14 protein-coding genes and 1 pseudogene are annotated in these 16,868 nt (G+C 59.9%); 10 read left to right on the top strand and 5 right to left on the bottom strand.

Going from position 1 to position 16,868, the window contains the following annotated elements:
- Positions 1–43: 43 nt before the first annotated feature.
- A complete protein-coding gene (locus RCH06_RS14740; RefSeq protein WP_327082218.1) occupies positions 44–286 on the bottom strand; it encodes a TIGR04438 family Trp-rich protein in 243 nt (80 codons plus the stop codon).
- A gap of 133 nt (positions 287–419) precedes the next feature.
- Here RCH06_RS14740 and RCH06_RS14735 point away from each other — a divergent pair, with 133 nt between their 5' ends.
- Positions 420–734, top strand: a complete 315-nt coding sequence (locus tag RCH06_RS14735; RefSeq protein WP_327082250.1) for a c-type cytochrome — start codon at positions 420–422, stop codon at positions 732–734.
- 107 nt (positions 735–841) lie between these two features.
- Here the strand turns inward: RCH06_RS14735 and acs are convergent, their stop codons facing one another.
- A complete protein-coding gene (gene acs, locus RCH06_RS14730; protein WP_327082217.1) occupies positions 842–2,836 on the bottom strand; it encodes an acetate--CoA ligase in 1,995 nt (664 codons plus the stop codon).
- Between the two features lie 147 nt (positions 2,837–2,983).
- Here acs and RCH06_RS14725 point away from each other — a divergent pair, with 147 nt between their 5' ends.
- The 8 genes from RCH06_RS14725 (at position 2,984) to RCH06_RS14690 (ending at position 10,822) form a co-directional block, all read left to right on the top strand.
- A complete protein-coding gene (locus RCH06_RS14725) occupies positions 2,984–3,583 on the top strand; it encodes a TIGR00645 family protein (protein ID WP_327082216.1) in 600 nt (199 codons plus the stop codon).
- A gap of 18 nt (positions 3,584–3,601) precedes the next feature.
- Positions 3,602–4,690, top strand: a complete 1,089-nt coding sequence (locus RCH06_RS14720; protein ID WP_327082215.1) for a calcium/sodium antiporter — start codon at positions 3,602–3,604, stop codon at positions 4,688–4,690.
- A 117-nt stretch (positions 4,691–4,807) separates the two neighbouring features.
- Positions 4,808–7,666 carry a monovalent cation/H+ antiporter subunit A gene (locus tag RCH06_RS14715; RefSeq protein WP_327082214.1) on the top strand — a complete coding sequence of 953 codons (2,859 nt, stop codon included), beginning with the start codon at positions 4,808–4,810 and terminating at the stop codon, positions 7,664–7,666.
- Entirely contained in the window at positions 7,663–8,028 is a 366-nt protein-coding gene (locus tag RCH06_RS14710; RefSeq protein ID WP_293636953.1) for a Na+/H+ antiporter subunit C, read from the top strand. The genes RCH06_RS14715 and RCH06_RS14710 overlap by 4 nt, the downstream gene beginning before the upstream one ends.
- Positions 8,025–9,650, top strand: coding sequence for a monovalent cation/H+ antiporter subunit D (locus RCH06_RS14705; protein ID WP_327082213.1), 1,626 nt, complete (start codon positions 8,025–8,027; stop codon positions 9,648–9,650). The genes RCH06_RS14710 and RCH06_RS14705 overlap by 4 nt, the downstream gene beginning before the upstream one ends.
- Positions 9,647–10,180, top strand: a complete 534-nt coding sequence (locus tag RCH06_RS14700) for a Na+/H+ antiporter subunit E (protein WP_327082212.1) — start codon at positions 9,647–9,649, stop codon at positions 10,178–10,180. The genes RCH06_RS14705 and RCH06_RS14700 overlap by 4 nt, the downstream gene beginning before the upstream one ends.
- Positions 10,177–10,458, top strand: a complete 282-nt coding sequence (locus RCH06_RS14695) for a K+/H+ antiporter subunit F (RefSeq protein WP_442799690.1) — start codon at positions 10,177–10,179, stop codon at positions 10,456–10,458. Before RCH06_RS14700 ends, RCH06_RS14695 begins: the two co-directional genes overlap by 4 nt.
- Positions 10,459–10,468: 10 nt before the next feature.
- Positions 10,469–10,822 (top strand): Na+/H+ antiporter subunit G, encoded by a 354-nt coding sequence (locus RCH06_RS14690; RefSeq protein WP_327082211.1) that lies wholly within the window; start codon positions 10,469–10,471, stop codon positions 10,820–10,822.
- A gap of 218 nt (positions 10,823–11,040) precedes the next feature.
- On the opposite strand, the gene RCH06_RS14685 is transcribed toward RCH06_RS14690, so the two are convergent.
- Positions 11,041–12,333: a DUF2254 domain-containing protein gene (locus RCH06_RS14685; protein WP_327082210.1), complete on the bottom strand. Its 1,293-nt coding sequence runs from the start codon at positions 12,331–12,333 to the stop codon at positions 11,041–11,043.
- Positions 12,334–12,356: 23 nt separating this feature from the next.
- A complete protein-coding gene (gene fumC, locus RCH06_RS14680) occupies positions 12,357–13,766 on the bottom strand; it encodes a class II fumarate hydratase (RefSeq protein ID WP_327082209.1) in 1,410 nt (469 codons plus the stop codon).
- 752 nt (positions 13,767–14,518) lie between these two features.
- Here fumC and RCH06_RS14675 point away from each other — a divergent pair.
- Positions 14,519–15,617, top strand: a pseudogene (locus RCH06_RS14675) (IS5 family transposase).
- Positions 15,618–15,785: 168 nt separating this feature from the next.
- On the opposite strand, the gene RCH06_RS14670 reads toward RCH06_RS14675, so the two are convergent.
- Positions 15,786–16,367 carry a YqaE/Pmp3 family membrane protein gene (locus RCH06_RS14670; RefSeq protein WP_327082208.1) on the bottom strand — a complete coding sequence of 194 codons (582 nt, stop codon included), beginning with the start codon at positions 16,365–16,367 and terminating at the stop codon, positions 15,786–15,788.
- Positions 16,368–16,868: the final 501 nt, after the last annotated feature.

The following is a 16,868-nucleotide window of genomic DNA, read 5'->3' as shown; positions in this document are numbered from 1 at the left end:
GAAGGCATTCAGTTTCGCCCTGCCAAGGCGTTTTTAGGATGCTCTAGCGACGTTTTTTCGTTGCCAGACCGATCGCCTCGCGTTGCTTGTCGAGGCGCTTTTGCTTGCGGTCGTCCATCTTCTGGACTTCCTTGCGTTTGGTATAGCCCGAAGCGTCAGCCCAGGCCCACCAGGCTACCGCCAATGCAAAAGGAGACAGCACCAGCCACCAGCTCATGGTGGCCAAAGGGCCGATTTCCAGAAGTTTCAAGACCAAGCCCAAAATACCGATCAATAAAAAGTACATCGTCAAACTCCTGTCATTCTGGTAATTCCCTGCTTGTCGGGGTGAAAAGGCAGAGTCAACGGCCGCCCCTACAATCGCGTTAATTGACTGTAACCGAATCCATCTCTCTGACGAACGAAGGAACCCCATGAAACTGAAACGCACTCTTCTGGCAATCGCTGCCGTGGCGACAGGTTTTGCAGTCTGCGCACCGGCTATGGCTGACCTGCAACTGGCAACGGCCAAAAACTGTATGGCCTGCCATGCAGTGGACAAAAAACTGGTTGGCCCGTCCTATAAAGACGTTGCCGCCAAATACGCAGGCCAAAAAGATGCAGCCGCCAAGCTGGAAGCCAAAATCCTCAAGGGCGGCTCAGGCGTCTGGGGGCCGGTGCCGATGCCCGCCAATGCCCAAGTCAATCCTGACGAAGCCAAAAAGCTGGTGGCCTGGATCCTGTCGCAAAAGTAATTGCCTTGCGCAGCCGCCGGTCACGTCCGGCGAATCTGCATTCACCCAAAAAAAAGCCCGTTAACTAACGGGCTTTTTTGTTGCAGGGCGCGCGGCTTGCGCAGTCTTTACAGATTTTGCGCCAGCTGCTCCAGAATCGCCGGGTTCTCAAGCGTCGAGGTGTCTTGCGTCACCGCTTCGCCCTTGGCCACGCCGCGCAACAGGCGGCGCATGATCTTGCCGCTGCGCGTCTTGGGCAGGTTGTCGCCGAAACGGATGTCTTTCGGCTTGGCAATCGGTCCAATTTCCTTGCCGACCCAGTCGCGCAATTCCTTGGCAATGGCTTTGGCTTCGTCGCCCGTGGGGCGTGAACGCTTAAGCACCACAAAGGCCACAATCGCTTCGCCCGTCAGGTCATCAGGACGGCCCACCACGGCGGCTTCGGCCACCATCGGATGCGCCACCAGCGCCGACTCGATTTCCATCGTGCCCATGCGGTGGCCGGAGACGTTCAGCACGTCGTCAATGCGGCCGGTGATACGGAAATAACCGTTGTCGATGTTGCGCACGGCACCGTCGCCGGCCAGATAAATCTTGCCGCCCATTTCTTCCGGGAAATAGCTTTTCTTGAAACGCTCAGGGTCGTTCCAGATAGTGCGTATCATGGAAGGCCAAGGGCGTGTAAACACCAGCATGCCGCCCGAGCCGTTGGGCAGTTCCTTGCCGGTTTCATCGACGATGGCGGCCATGATGCCGGGCAGCGGCAGTGTGCAGCTACCCGGAACCAGCGGCGTTGCGCCAGGCAGCGGCGTGATCATGTGGCCGCCGTTTTCGGTCTGCCAGAACGTGTCGACCACCGGGCAACGCTCTTTGCCGATATTTTTGTAGTACCACATCCAGGCTTCGGGGTTGATCGGCTCGCCGACCGAGCCCAGAATGCGCAGGCTGCTCAGGTCGGAGCGGTCTGGATGCACTGCGGCGTCGGCGTCGGCAGCCTTGATCAACGAACGGATGGCAGTCGGTGCGGTGTAGAAAATCGTGACCTTGTGTTTTTCGATCATCTGCCAGAAGCGGCCAGCATTCGGGTAGGTCGGGATGCCTTCAAACACCACTTGCGTTGCGCCAGCCGCCAGCGGGCCGTAGGTGATGTAGGTGTGGCCGGTGATCCAGCCGATGTCGGCGGTGCACCAAAACACATCGGAAGGTTGCAGGTCAAACGTCCAGTCCATCGTCAGCTTGGCCCAGAGCAAATAGCCGCCGGTGCTGTGCTGCACGCCCTTGGGTTTGCCGGTCGAGCCGGAGGTGTAGAGCACAAACAGCGGATGCTCGGCACCGACAAATTCAGGCTCGCAGACTGGGTTGGCTTTGGCCACCACTTCGTGCATCAGGCTGTCGCGGCCGGCGACCATGTTGCAGGCCGTCGCGGTGCGCTGGTAAACAATCACGTTCTGGATGGATTCGCAGCCGCCCAGCGCAAGGCCGTCGTCCACAATCGCTTTGAGGGGCAATTCCTTGCCGCCGCGCAGCTGGTAATTGGCGGTAATCACCGCCACCGCGCCGGCGTCCTGAATGCGGTCTTGCAGGCTCTTGGCCGAAAAGCCGCCAAACACCACCGAGTGCGTCGCACCAATGCGAGCACAGGCCTGCATGGCAACAATGCCTTCGACCGTCATGGGCATGTAAATGACGACGCGGTCGCCCTTTTTGATGCCCAGATCTTTCAGCGCGCTGGCAAACTGGCTGACCTTGCCATGCAGTTCTTTGTAGGTGACGTTGGTGACCTGGCCATCATCTGCTTCAAAAATAATGGCTTTTTTGTTTTCTGTCGGCGTGCCCAGGTGGCGATCCAGGCAGTTGTAGGAAGCGTTCAGTTCACCGTCGGCAAACCATTTGTAAAACGGCGCATTGGACTCATCAAGCACTTCGGTAAAAGGCTTTTTCCAGCTGAGATTTTCGCGTGCCAGCCGGGCCCAGAAGCCCTCGAAGTCGCTGCTCGCTTCAGCACACAGTGCGTTGTAAGCGTCCATCCCTGAAATGCGGGCGGCCTTGACGGTCGCCTCGCTGGGCGGAAAGACGCGGTTTTCGACCAGTACGGATTGAATGGAATTGTCGGGGCTGCTCATGGGTTGTCTCTCCTTGGGTTTATGGCGTGCGGGCTACTTTCGGGCTTGGCACTTACAGGCCACTGACGTGCTTCACGCTTAATCCATGCACTTCGGCCAAAGTTCGGCGCGTCCTACAATTCCCAGCCTCTAACAACGATTTCCCCCATGTCCTTACCCACGCCCCCCAAACTCACACCGCTGCGCCCTTTGCCCAACCTGATCTTCGCCAGCCGCTGGCTGCAGGTGCCGCTGTATTTGGGGCTGATCGCGGCCCAAGGGGTCTATGTCTTTCATTTCCTGGTGGAGTTGCTGCACCTGGTCGAGGCGGTCTTTGGCAGCCAGACGGCCTTGCAGGCGCTCGTCACGAGCATTGGCTACAAGACCGGCGCGCCGGTGACCACGCTGAACGAGACCGTCATCATGCTGGTGGTGCTGGCGCTGATTGACGTGGTGATGATTTCCAATCTGCTGATCATGGTCATCGTCGGGGGTTATGAAACCTTTGTCAGCCGCCTGGACCTGCAAGGCCACCGCGACCAGCCGGAGTGGCTCAGCCATGTGAATGCCTCGGTGCTCAAGGTCAAGCTGGCCACGGCCATCATCGGCATCAGCTCGATCCACCTGCTCAAGACCTTCATCAATGCCGACAACTACACTGACCGGGTGCTGATTGCGCAAACGGTGATCCACATCACATTTTTGCTCAGCGCCCTGGCGATTGCCGCCACCGACCGCATGATGTCACCCGGCAAGAATTCCCACTAAAACTTTTAGAGGCTTCGCATGACCTTCCTGCTCTTCATTGGTGGCCTGATCGGACTGGTTCTGGGGGCCGAACTGCTGGTGCGGGGCGCATCGAAACTGGCGCTGTCGTTCGGCATCTCGCCGCTGGTGGTGGGCCTGACGATCGTGGCCTTTGGCACCAGTGCACCCGAAGTGGCGGTTTCGGTCGGTGCTGTGCTGGACGGCAAGACCGACATCGCGATCGGGAACGTGGTCGGCAGCAACATCTTTAACGTGCTGTTCATCCTCGGCGTGTCAGCGTTGATAACGCCGCTGGTGGTCAATATCCAGCTAATCCGACAGGAAGTACCGATCATGATCGGGGCCTCACTGTTGCTGTTGGCGCTCGGCCTGGACGGCAAGTTGAGCTTTCTAGATGGCGGTATTTTGTTTGCCCTGATGATTGCCTACACCGTGTTTCTGATCGTCCAGTCACGCAACGAGACAAAGGGTGCGCACGACGAATACGCAGCGGAGGTCAAGCCCGCCGTTCCCGGCGGCTGGGACTCAAAGCTGCCAGCGCAGTTGCTGCTCATCGTCGTCGGTCTGGCCTGTCTGGTCATCGGATCTGAATGGCTGGTGAACGCATCCGTGACCTTTGCCAAGGCTCTGGGCGTCAGTGATCTCGTGATCGGCCTGACCATCGTCGCTGCGGGAACGTCGATGCCCGAGGTCGCGACATCAATTACCGCGGCCATCAAGGGTGAGCGCGACATCGCGGTGGGCAACGTGGTGGGCAGCAGTACCTTCAACATTTTGGGCTGCCTGGGCCTGTCGGGAATCGTGTCGGGCGATCTTGGCCTGGCGGTGCCGGTGGCCATTCTGAACTTCGATATCTGGGTGATGATTGCCGTGTCACTGGCCTGCCTGCCGGTCTTCATGACCGGGCATGAAATCGCCCGCTGGGAAGGCGGTGTGTTCCTGCTGTATTACCTTGCCTATGTCACCTACCTGATTCTGGCCACGCAGCAGCATGCGGCATTGGGTGTGTTCTCGACGGTCATGATGAGCTTCGTAATTCCGATCACGGTGATCACGTTGGTGGTGGTGCTGATACGGCGTGGAAAGACCCCGGATCGCCCGCATTGAGCACCGGCCCGCAAAGCCTGCCAGAGGCACAGGCGTCGTTGAGGCGCATCAATTCCACATGCGCTGACAGAAAAACCTGCTCCCTAAAATGACTGCTTGCTGAAGGACGCCCAAACCTTGCTACTGCTGATCATTCTCTTGCCGCTGCTGGCGGGCACCCTCGTCACCGGCTGGTCCGGCGCTCAACGGTCTGCGGGCGCCCGTGGCCGCACGGCCTGGCTGGCTGCGGCAGTCACTGCCGCCAGCCTGGCGTTGCTGCTGATCCGGACGCCTGCCGTGATGCGCGGCGAAGTGCTGTACGAATTCATCCCCTGGGTGCCGGAAATCGGCCTGAACCTGGGCCTGCGACTCGATGGCCTGTCGCTGATGTTTGCACTGTTGATCACCGGCATCGGCCTGCTGATCATCCTTTATGCGCATTTCTACCTCGGCAAGGACGATCCGGTCGGCAAGTTCTACAGCACGCTGATGCTGTTCATGGCGGCAATGCTGGGGATTGCGCTGTCGGACAACCTGCTGCTGCTGATCGTGTTCTGGGAACTCACCAGCATTTCGTCGTTCTTGCTGGTGGGCTATTGGCAGCACCGGGCCGACGCGCGCGACGGCGCGCGCATGGCGCTGGCCATCACCGGCGGCGGCGGCCTGGCGATGCTGGGCGGCTTTATCCTGCTCGGCCAGATCGCCGGCACCTATGAGTTGAGCCAGATGCTGGGCCAGGGCGCGGTCATCCAGGCCGATCCTCTCTATCCCGCCGCATTGCTGCTGATCCTGCTCGGCTGCTTCACCAAAAGCGCGCAGTTCCCGTTTCACTTCTGGCTGCCGCAAGCCATGGCGGCGCCGACCCCGGTGTCGGCCTACCTGCATTCGGCCACCATGGTCAAGGCCGGCATCTTTTTGCTGGCCCGCCTGACGCCGGTCATTGGCGGCACCGAGCTGTTTGCAGGCCTGGTCAGCACCACCGGACTGGTGACCATGGCGTTTGCCGCCTTCATTGCGATTTTCAAGCACGACCTCAAGGCTTTGCTGGCCTACTCAACCATCAGCCACCTGGGGCTGATCACGTTTTTGATCGGCCTGGGCTCGCCGCTGGCGGCGGTGGCAGCGCTGTTCCACATCCTGAACCATGCCAGCTTCAAGGCTTCGCTGTTCATGATTGCCGGCATCATCGACCATGAAACCGGCACGCGCGACATGCGCCTGCTGGGCGGCCTGCGCCATCTCATGCCCTGGACGGCAACGCTGGCGATGGTGGCGGCGGCGGCCATGGCGGGCGTGCCGCTGTTCAACGGCTTTGTGTCCAAGGAAATGTTCCTGACCGAGAGCGTGACCTTCGCCCAGGCGGGCGGCTGGCGCTGGGGGGTGCCGGCCGTTGCCACCCTGGCGGCGCTGTTCAGCGTGGCTTATTCGGTGCGGCTGGTTCACGACATTTTCTTCAATGGACCGTCGCGCGATCTGCCCAAGCCACAGCCGCATGAGCCGCCCCTGGGCATGAAAATGCCGGTGATCCTGCTGGCGCTGGTCTGCATTGCAGTCGGCATCCTGCCGTCGCTGCTGCTCGGGCCGATGGTGCTGGTGGCCGCCACCGCCATGCTGGGCACGGCGCCGCCTGAATTCCGCCTGGCGATCTGGCACGGATTCAACCTGCCGCTGGTGTTGAGCGTGCTGGCACTGGCCGGTGGTGCAGCGCTGTATTTCACCCTGGCGCGCGGTGGCCGGCTGCACCGCCTGGATTCTGAAAACTGGTTTGGCCTGCTGACCGGGCTGAAATTGTTCACGCGCGGCATCGACCGCCTGTTTGGCAGCGCAGGCCGCATCACTGCGCTGCTGGAGACCTATTCCCTGCAGCGCTACATTGCCTGGATGCTGATCGCCACCCTGGTGGTGGCGGCTTCGCCCTTATTGCTTGGCGATGCGCCGGGCACAGGTTCGCGCACGCTGCTGCCCGTCACCCTGCCGGCGCTGGTGCTCTGGGGTGTGCTGCTGATGGCGTGTGCATGGCTGGTATTGCGCCACCATGACCGCTTCCAGTCAGTCGTCGTGGCCGGGGTGATTGGCCTGGTCACCGCCCTCACCTTCGTCAGCCTGTCGGCGCCCGACTTGGCGCTGACGCAGCTCACGGTTGAAGTCGTCTCCACCGTGCTGCTGCTGATGGGCCTGGCGCTGCTGCCCCGGCAAACGCCGCGTGAATCCAGCGTGTCCCGCCGCTGGCGCGATGGCGTGCTGGCGCTGGCCGGCGGCTCGGGCATGGCCTGGCTGGCCTGGGTGATGCTGACGCGCGACCACGACTCGATTGCCTGGTATTTCCTGAACAACTCGGCCGTGGCCGGCGGCGGCACCAATGTGGTCAACGTGATCCTGGTGGACTTCCGGGGGTATGACACCTTCGGCGAAATCACCGTGCTGGCAATTGCCGCTGTCGGCGTGCTGGCGCTGATGGACGGCATGCGCGCACGCCGCCCGGCGGCGGACAGCAGCGGCCTGCCGTGGACCTTTGCCACACAGCCGCTGATGCTGCGCGTGGCCGCGCGCATGCTGCTGCCGCTGGCGCTGGTGGTGACGCTCTACATCTTCATGCGCGGCCACAACCAGCCCGGCGGCGGCTTCATTGCCGGGCTGATCACCGCCGTGGCGCTGGTGCTTCAGTACATGGCCATGGGCCAGTCGCGCGCCGAGGCGCTGCTGCGGGCCGATGGCGGCAGCCGCTTTGTGCGCTGGATCGGCATGGGCCTGGGCATCGCCGGGCTCACGGGCATCGGCGCCTTCGCGCTGGGCCAGCCTTTCCTGACCAGTGCCCACGGCCATCCTTTCGTGCCGCTGCTGGGCGAGTTGCCGCTGGCCACCGCTGCGCTGTTTGACCTGGGCGTGTACATCACCGTGGTCGGCGCGACGCTGCTGACGCTGTCCAGTTTGGGCAACGTGAGCCGCGAAACCGCTGCAGCCCCACCCTCAACCCCTTCCAGCGGAGTCCAACCATGAGCCTCGAATTCCTCGTAGCCAGCGGCATTGGGGCTGTCACCGCCGCCGGCATCTACCTGATCCTGCGCGGGCGCACCTGGCCGGTCGTGCTGGGCATGAGCCTGCTGGGTTATGCGGTGAACGTGTTCATCTTCGCCATGGGCCGGCTCTGGCAGGATGCGGCGCCGATTCTTTCCGCCACCGGGCGGGTGGCCGACCCGCTGCCGCAGGCGCTGGTGCTGACCGCCATCGTGATCGGCTTTGCCACCACCGGCTTCGTGGTGGAACTGGCACTGCGCAGCCGCCATGAAACCAACAGCGACCATGTGGACGGCCACGAGCCCGGCCACCGCACCGGCCCTGCCCGGAACGACGCCGCATGAGTGAACTCCTGAGCCTCTTTTTTGAAACGCACCTGCCGGTGCTGCCGGTGCTGCTGCCGATGTTCACCGCCGTCGCCCTGTTGCTGATGGGCGACGAGGGCGGCGAAGCCAACCACGGCGGGCGGCGGCTGCTCAGCTTCTCGTCGGTGGTGCTGGGCGCCGTGCTGGCCTGGCGGCTGATGGCCGAAGCCGCCCTGGGTTCACTCAACGTGTACCCCCTGGGCGGCTGGCCTGCGCCCTTTGGCATCGTGCTGGTGGTGGACCGCCTGAGCGCGATGATGCTGGCGCTGACCTGGACCATTGCGGTGCCGGTGCTCTGGTATGCCGCTGGCGGCTGGGACGCGCGCGGACGGCACTTTCACACCATGTTCCACTTTCTGCTCATGGGCCTGTCGGGCGCCTTCGTGACCGGCGACCTGTTCAACCTGTTCGTGTTTTTCGAGGTGCTGCTGATCGCGTCGTATGTGCTGCTGGTGCATGGCCAGGGCCAGGAGCGCTTCAAGGCGGGCGTGCATTACGTGGTGCTCAACCTGGTGGCGTCGGCGCTGTTTCTGGTCGGCCTGGCGATCATTTACGGCGTGGCCGGCACGCTGAACATGGCGGACCTGGCGCTGCGCGTCGGCCGGCTCGGCCCCGAGCAGGCTGCGCTGTTCAAGGCGGGCGCCATGGTGCTGCTGGTGGTGTTCGGCCTGAAGGCCGCCATCGTGCCGCTCTATCTGTGGCTGCCCAACGCCTACGCCGCTGCCAGTGCGCCGGTCGCCGCGATGTTTGCCATCATGACCAAGGTTGGCGTGTACAGCATCATCCGCGTGCATGGCGTGATGCTGGGCGATGGCGCGGGTCATGCCGCGCTGGCGGCTCAACCCTGGCTGCTGCCGGCGGCGCTGCTGACCATTGCACTGGGCGTGCTGGGCGCACTGGCCGCGCACAGCCTGGCGCGGCTGGTGGCTTACCTGACCGTGGCGTCGGTTGGCACCGTCCTGACAGGTGTCGGCCTGTACACGCCGGCCGCCCTGTCGGCGGCGCTTTACTACATGATGCACAGCACGCTGGTGGCGGCGGCGCTGTTCCTGCTGGTCGAGCTGGTGGCCACGCAACGCGGCGAGTCCGGCGACCGGCTGCAACCTGCGGCCCCCGTCGCCCAGCCCATTTTGCTTGGAATGATGACGCTGCTGGGGGCAGCCTCCGTGGCCGGCCTGCCGCCGCTGCCTGGCTTTCTGGGCAAGCTCATGATTCTTGAAAGCTCGGCGCTGACACCCGCCCATGCCTGGGTCTGGAGCGTGGTGCTGGTGACCAGCATCATGACGCTGATTGGCCTGGCGCGCGCCGGCTCCATCCTTTTCTGGAACGTCCTGCCCCAAGGCAAACATTCGATCCGCGCCGGTTCCAGCTTGCGCCTGATACGCGCCACGCTGGGGCTTCTCGGCTTGAGCCTGCTGCTGGCCGTGGCGGCCTCGCCGCTCAAACGCTACACCGATGCGGCGGCGCTGCAACTGGCGGACCGGGCCGCTTACGCGCAAGCGGTGCTGGGTCCGGTGGGCGGCGCGGCGGCCGACACCACCCGGCCCTACCGGGGCGGTGAAGGCGAAGTGGTGTTGCCGGCACCCAAAGGCAAGCCATGAACAAGACAGAAAAGTCACGCTGGTTCGGCCACCCCTGGCTGTCGGTGCTGCTGGCGGTCAGCTGGCTGCTGCTGCAGCACACACTGGCGCCCTTTCACCTGATTTCATCGGTGCTGATCGGCCTTGTCGTGCCGCGCCTGCTGCACGGTTTTTTGCCTGTTTCCGGGTTTATGCGCATGTTGCCGGCGGTGCGGCTGCTGGGGGTCGTGCTGTGGGACATCGTGGTGTCCAACATCACCGTGGCCCGGCTGGTGCTGGGGCCGATGTCGAAAATGCAGCCCGCCTGGATCACGCTGCCACTGGCGCTCAACCACCCCACCGCCATTTCACTGCTGGCCAGCATCATCACCACCACACCCGGCACGGTGTCGTGCACCATCGACGAGCAGGGCCGCCATATCCTGGTTCATGCACTGGACTGCACCGATCCCGCGCAGATGGTGGCCGACATCAAGGCACGCTACGAGCGCCCGCTGCAGGCCATTTTTGAATCCTCGCCACCCACCATGCCAAAAGGAGAAAGCCCATGAACATCAACCTCCTGGCGCTGGCGCTCGACATTGCAACGGGCGCGGTGTCGCTGGCCTTGGTGCTGTGCGCCTGGCGCCTGGTGCGCGGCCCGCACTTCATCGACCGCGTGCTGGCCATCGACACGCTTTACATCAACGCCGTGGCGCTGGTGGTGTTGCTGGGCATTCGCCTGAACACCGCGCTGCTGTTCGAAGCGGCCCTGATCATGGCGATGCTGGGATTCGTCTCCACCGTGGCGCTGGCACGCTACCTGACGCGCGGCGACGTCATCGAATGAAGCAAAAGGCATGACCATGGAATTTCATCCTGTTATTGAAGGGCTGGCGGCAGTCTTGCTGCTGGTGGGCGCTTTTTTCCTGCTGGTGGGTGCCATCGGCCTGGTCCGTCTGCCCGATTTTTTCATGCGCCTGCATGCGCCAACCAAGGCCTCGACCCTGGGCATCGGCGGCCTGTTGCTGGCCAGCATGCTGCTGGCCGCCGCCCAGGGGCGCGCCGGTTTTGCGGAACTGCTGATCACCCTGTTCGTGTTCGTGACGGCCCCCGTCTCGGCCAACATGATGGCGCAGGCGGCACTGCACCTGCGGGTTCCCGGCAAGGTGGTTCCACCCGATGACGCCGTGCCCGAGCGCCAGTCTTCGTGAGCACTGAGAGTACGTCTGGCGTGGCACCCCTCAATGGGCAGCCTCTGACCCGTCAGGTTTTTAAGCCAAATCAGCCTTTTTCGCAAGCAGGACGAGCGCTTCCAGCTATTTAAACCATAGCAGAAACGCTTTTTTCATGGCGGCTTCACGCCCCCTTCTGTAGCGCGATTCTTCGCTGGCTGTCGTCCAGCGGGCGGGTTGCGCCTCCCGCAGCCGGTTCAGCCCGGCCGGGCCTGGCGCTCTGCCAGCGCGGCTTCGCGCAGGCACTCCAGATCGGGCGCAAACAGGCCGGCATGCACGGCCCGCTCAATCGCGTCGCGCGAAATCTGGTCAATCGTCGGATTGAACGCCGTGTGGTTCAGCCGCCGCAGCGAGGCCAGCGCGTGCTGGAGCGCCACGCCCACATCCACCGCCAGCGCGCCATGCCGGGCCAGCGGCTCAAACACATCGGTCAGCATGCCCGCTTCGCGCAAATTCGGCGCGGACACACGGTCGAATTCGGGCTGGCTGGCGTTGGGATCGGGGTTGTCTTGCAGGCACTTCTCGTGCGCCCGCTGTTCATCGACCCAGTAAATCATCACCCTGACGGCAGTCGCCAGCACGACGATGGCCGTGCCGGGGTCGTTCACCGCTGGCGACAAGGCGCGCGCGGCAATCTCGCCCATCACCAGCACGCCAAAACGCGGGTCGTGGTCAAACGTTCTTGCCTTGCCAATCAGCACCGCATCAGAGGCGGCCTTGCTGCTCTCCTTGTCCAGCGGGCGCGTGCTGGTAGCAATCACCATCGAAGGCTCGACAAAGTCGCCCGGCTGGACGTGCAGGTGAATCGTGGCATCGGCGCGTTGCGCGCATTTTTGCAAAATATCCATCGACACATGCTGCACAAACCCCGTGGCCGGCGCATGCAACGGGTGGTCGCCACGGGCGTTTTCGGCTTGCTTTTGTCCGCCCATGAACGACTTTTTCAGGCGCTGCGCCATCGCTTTGGTGGTGGCCGCTTCGACCCGGCTGATGGTTTCGCCCATGCGCCCCAGCACCGACAAATAGTCGAGCCAGCGCAGCAGCACGATCACCACCATCAACAAAATCAGCAGCGTGAAACCAAACAGCACCAGCCGCCCGCCACCGCCATAAATCTGGGCATTGAGCCCGACCAGCGCAATCACGCTGTACAGAAAAGCTCCGACAAACGTGGCCAGCGTGTTCTGGATGGTGCTGTCTTCAATCAACAACTGAGACGCGCGCGGCGTGGCTGTGCTGGCCACCGCCGAAAACGAGGACACCATGGTGCTGGCCGAAAAAACCGCCACCGTGAGCATGCTGGTGGCAATGATGTTGAGCAGGCTGCCAATGGAATCCGAGCCCAGCTTGAAAGCGATGTCCTCGGGAATCAGCGGCCCGAGCAGCTTTGCCAGCGTCACCGCCACCAGCGCCGCCAATGAAAACAGCGCGCACCGCACCCAGGTTTTGTGCAGCAGCCGCTGCAGCAGATAGATCAGCTTTTCAGACATGCGAAACGCAGCGCCCGAATCGTCTACCGGCCCACCATGCGGGCCGGATCGACCCAGGCGTCAAACTCTTCGGCGGTCACATGGCCTGAGGCCAGCGCCGCTTCGCGCAGGCTGCTGCCCTCCTTGTGCGCCTTCTTGGCGATAAAAGCCGCCTTGTCGTAGCCGATGTGCGGGTTCAGTGCGGTCACCAGCATCAAGGAGCGGCTGACCAGTTCCGCGATGCGCTCGCGATTGGGCGTGATGCCGACGGCGCAGTGGTCGTTAAAGCTCACCATGCCATCGGCCAGCAGACGCACGCTTTGCAAAAAGTTGTACGCCACCATCGGCCGGAACACGTTCAACTCAAAGTTGCCCGACGCACCGCCAAAGTTGATCGCCACATCGTTGCCGAACACCTGCGCGGCCAGCATGGTCAGCGCTTCACTTTGCGTCGGGTTGACCTTGCCCGGCATGATCGACGAGCCCGGTTCGTTCTCCGGAATGCTCAATTCACCAATACCGCTGCGCGGGCCGCTGGCCAGCCAGCGCACATCGTTGGCAATTTTCATCAGACTGGCAGCCAGCGTTTTCAGCGCGCCGTGCGCATGCACCAGCGCGTCGCACGACGCCAGCGCCTCGAACTTGTTCGGCGCGGTGACAAATGGCAGGCTGGTCAGCTGCGCCAGTTCAGCCGCGACCTGTTCGGCATAGCCTTTGGGCGCATTCAGCCCGGTGCCCACGGCCGTGCCGCCCAGCGCCAGCTCACACAAATGCGGCAACGCATCGCGCACATGCTTTTCGCCATGCGCCAGTTGGGCGACATAGCCCGAAAATTCCTGGCCCAGCGTGAGCGGCGTGGCGTCCTGCAAATGGGTGCGGCCGATTTTCACGATGCCGTCAAAGTCAAGCGCCTTTTGCGCCAGCGTGCTGCGCAGTTTTTCAAGCGCCGGCAGCAGCCGGTGCGTGATGCCAATGACCGCCGACACATGCATCGCCGTGGGAAACACATCGTTCGACGACTGGCTGCGGTTCACGTCGTCATTCGGATGAACAAGCCGGGCATCGCCGCGCTCGCCGCCCAGCAGTTCACTGGCGCGGTTCGCCAGCACCTCGTTGACGTTCATGTTGGTCTGCGTTCCCGAGCCGGTTTGCCACACGACCAGCGGGAACTCGTCCGGGTGCTGGCCGGCAATGACTTCATCGGCGGCGGAGACGATGGCGTCGGTTTTGCGCGCATCCTGCAACCCCAGCGCCTGATTGACCCGCGCCGATGCGCGTTTGACCTGCGCCAGCGCCCGGATCAGCTCGACCGGCTGATGCTCGCCGGAAATGTCAAAGTTCTGCAAGGAGCGCTGGGTCTGCGCGCCCCACAGCCGGTCAGCCGGAACGTCAATCGGGCCAAACGTGTCGCGCTCAATCCGCGTAGGGTGAACAGAAGGGCTGGTTGTACTCATGGTGTAAAGCCTGACCGGTCAAAATGGAGGGTGGTAGTTTCAGCATAGCCGCTATTAAAAGTAATCGCCATGAACGGGCATTTAATCACTTAATCAAAACCCCATGACAACGATCAAACAAGCCACCTCATCGAACCCGTTGCTGTTGCCCTGCACTAAATCAGCCGAGCCAGTAGCCAGTAGAAGGTCAGCCCAAGCGACATGCAACAGCGCATGTCTCAGTGTGCTGAAAGCGTACGAGTAGCGTTTTTCCGGCATAGTGCTCTTGACCACTTTCTATGCCAGACTTATCAACTAGACCGAAATTACGAAAACGTGCACGGCATTCAACGCAACTGAGCTGTTGCCATTGACTGATACCTATCGACTTTTAGACTTGAGGCTGGCCCCACTTCCTCGCATAATAACTTCTAACAATAGTCTTTTCAGACATTTAAAGTTGCAAAATGACACACGGAGCTTTCTTCATATCTAATATTTCACCAACCAGATCGGAAGTAGTCTGAGTGTATACAAGCATCCTTCAAACGATTGAACGCAATAGGATTGCCAGACTAACTGCATCGTGATTGGTGATGCTCTATCGCGATCATCATCCAGATTGATTAAATCTGGCTCATCCGACCACCCTTATCGTACAGACGATCCTAACAGGCCGCTGAAATACCTCAAATCGAAGTCTGCAGGTTTTCAGCCTCACTCGATAATCTGAAACAACCCTTTTTCTGACCCGATACCAACCCAGCCCATACATGCGCGGAGCCGACACCTTCACCGAAAGTCCCTTCACGCTGCACCGTCTGGAGGACTTTGTGCCAAGCGACCATCCGCTGCGCCCGATACGCCAGATGGTCAACGCAGCTTTGGTGAAGATGGATGGGCTGTTTGCCGCAATGTACGAGGCACCCAGCAAAGGCGGGCGGCCCAGCATCGCGCCCGAAAAGCTGCTGCGCGCCATGCTACTCCAGGTGTTCTACAGCATCCGTTCGGAACGCCAGCTCATGGAGCAGGTAGCGGTACAACCTGCTGTACCGCTGGTTCATCGGCCTGGCGATGGACGATGCGGTGTGGGTGCCCACGGTATTTACGAAAAACCGCGAGCGCTTGCTGGCCCATGACGCAGTGATTGAGCTGTTCAACCATGTGGTGCAAAGCGCCGACGAGCATGGCTGGCTCTCGGGCGAGCACTTCAGCGTGGACGGCACGCTCATTCAGGCTTGGGCGAGTCACAAGAGCTTTGTGCGCAAGGACGGCAGTGACGGCGACCAGGGAGGTGGCAGCTTCAAGGGGCAGAGCCGATCGAACGAGACGCACGAGTCAAACACTGACGGTGACGCCAGGCTGTACCGCAAGGGCAAGACAGGCAGCGAGCTGCGCTTCATGGGCCACACGCTGAGCGACAACCGCCATGGCTTGATTGCCAGCGCCGTGGTCACGCGGGCAGACGGCTACGCCGAGCGCGAAGCGGCCAAGTCCATGATTTGTGATGCGAAGCAAGCTGTGTTTGACGAGCGAGCCAAAATCACGCTGGGCGCGGACAAGGGCTACGACGCGCAGGAGTTCATCGAGGCGTGCATCGCGATGAACGTCATCCCGCATGTGGCACAAAACACCTCGGGCCGGCGCTCGGCGGTGCCAGACACCATCGCCCAAAGTGAAGGTTATGCCATCTCGCAGCAAAAGAGAAAGCTCATCAAGCAGGGTTTTGGCTGGGCCAAAACGGTGGGAGGAATTCGCCAGGTGATGGTGCGCGGGCTTGAGCGCGTGGACCAGATGTTTGTGCTGACGATGGCCGCGTATAACCTCACGCGCATGCGCACGTTGGGACAAATGCGTCTGCAGGGGCAATAAGTGAATCAAAAAGGCGACAAGGACGATTCAGGTCGCCAGCCGCAACGTCAAAAGGCACTGTGATTTCCAAATATGAAAATTAACCGCAAAAACAAACCGCTTCGAGCCAGTTGCTGCGCTGACGCAGTCAGTATTTCAGCGGCCTGTTAGACGTCCAGAAAAAATTAATTAAACAATCTGCAAAATCATCTGAAGATCGAGTAATTCTTGTTTTGCTTTCGAGGCACGAGGTTTATTATCCCAAAATTTATAAAAAATACGCTCAATTTCATCAATCTTCTTTATATTATCAATAAAGTTAAACTTCTTATTGCCAATATAAATTATAAATCTTCCTTTAAAGTGCTCAGCAAAGTTATAAGTTGTTACGACCATGCTTGCCTCATTATCGACCAAGAGAATCTTTCGCTGTGCGTAGTCAAACAGAATGGCAGAAGAAACCGTAGTCAAGACTAATTGAGGATTTATACCTGCTTGTTTAGCTGCTTCTAATACATCAAAATTAGGGTTTTCTTTTACATCATCATTCATTGATAGAATAAAATTACGGAATACATTCGAGCATTTTTTTTCGCCTTTTGTTGAGCGATTGTTATTGCTATTAGCTCGAATAATTATCCACGCCACAATTATTGCAGGTATCCAGCCGATCAAGGTAATTTGACAAACAAGCAATGCAATACCAGTAAATATTTTTCCTCTGATCATTACCACCAAGAAAGGTGCGAATAAAGCAATTATATAAAGCATTGATTTTCCAAATTTTTTTAATTAAATTAAATAGTAAATCATTTTTAAGTTATAAATTAAATCAATATTTTCAAAATATTTTTACTTCTAATTGGGAATGAAATAGTACCTATCAGCTTACTATTTTTTATCTTTCAGATATCAGTCTATTCATTATATTGAACATAACCAATTAACTATTTTATTAATAATACTTATACTGAAAAAATGAATTTCCGATAGCCAATAAAACATAACCAAACCAAAAACCCTCACAAGAACAATTTTTACATCTAATTTATCGCTCTAATTTTTAGAGCGATTTACAAATTGTACAGCTTGTAACATCTTTAGTCAAGACAAGATGAGGATATTTTTACAATAGACAAAAAAATTTGTTAGCGCAACCCATGAGGCTTGGACAGCACTAGAGCCTGTTAACGCTATCTCAAGGCCTCTGCGATGAGTGCAACCGTAATAAAGGCAGCGAACATCACATCGGTTTTGTCATAGCGCGTGAAC

It is taken from the genome of Polaromonas sp. CG_9.5 (assembly GCF_035984465.1).
Taxonomy (GTDB): Bacteria; Pseudomonadota; Gammaproteobacteria; order Burkholderiales; family Burkholderiaceae_C; genus Polaromonas.
The sequence above is the reverse complement of the archived record's forward strand: the minus strand, read 5'-3'. Positions and strand labels throughout refer to the sequence as shown.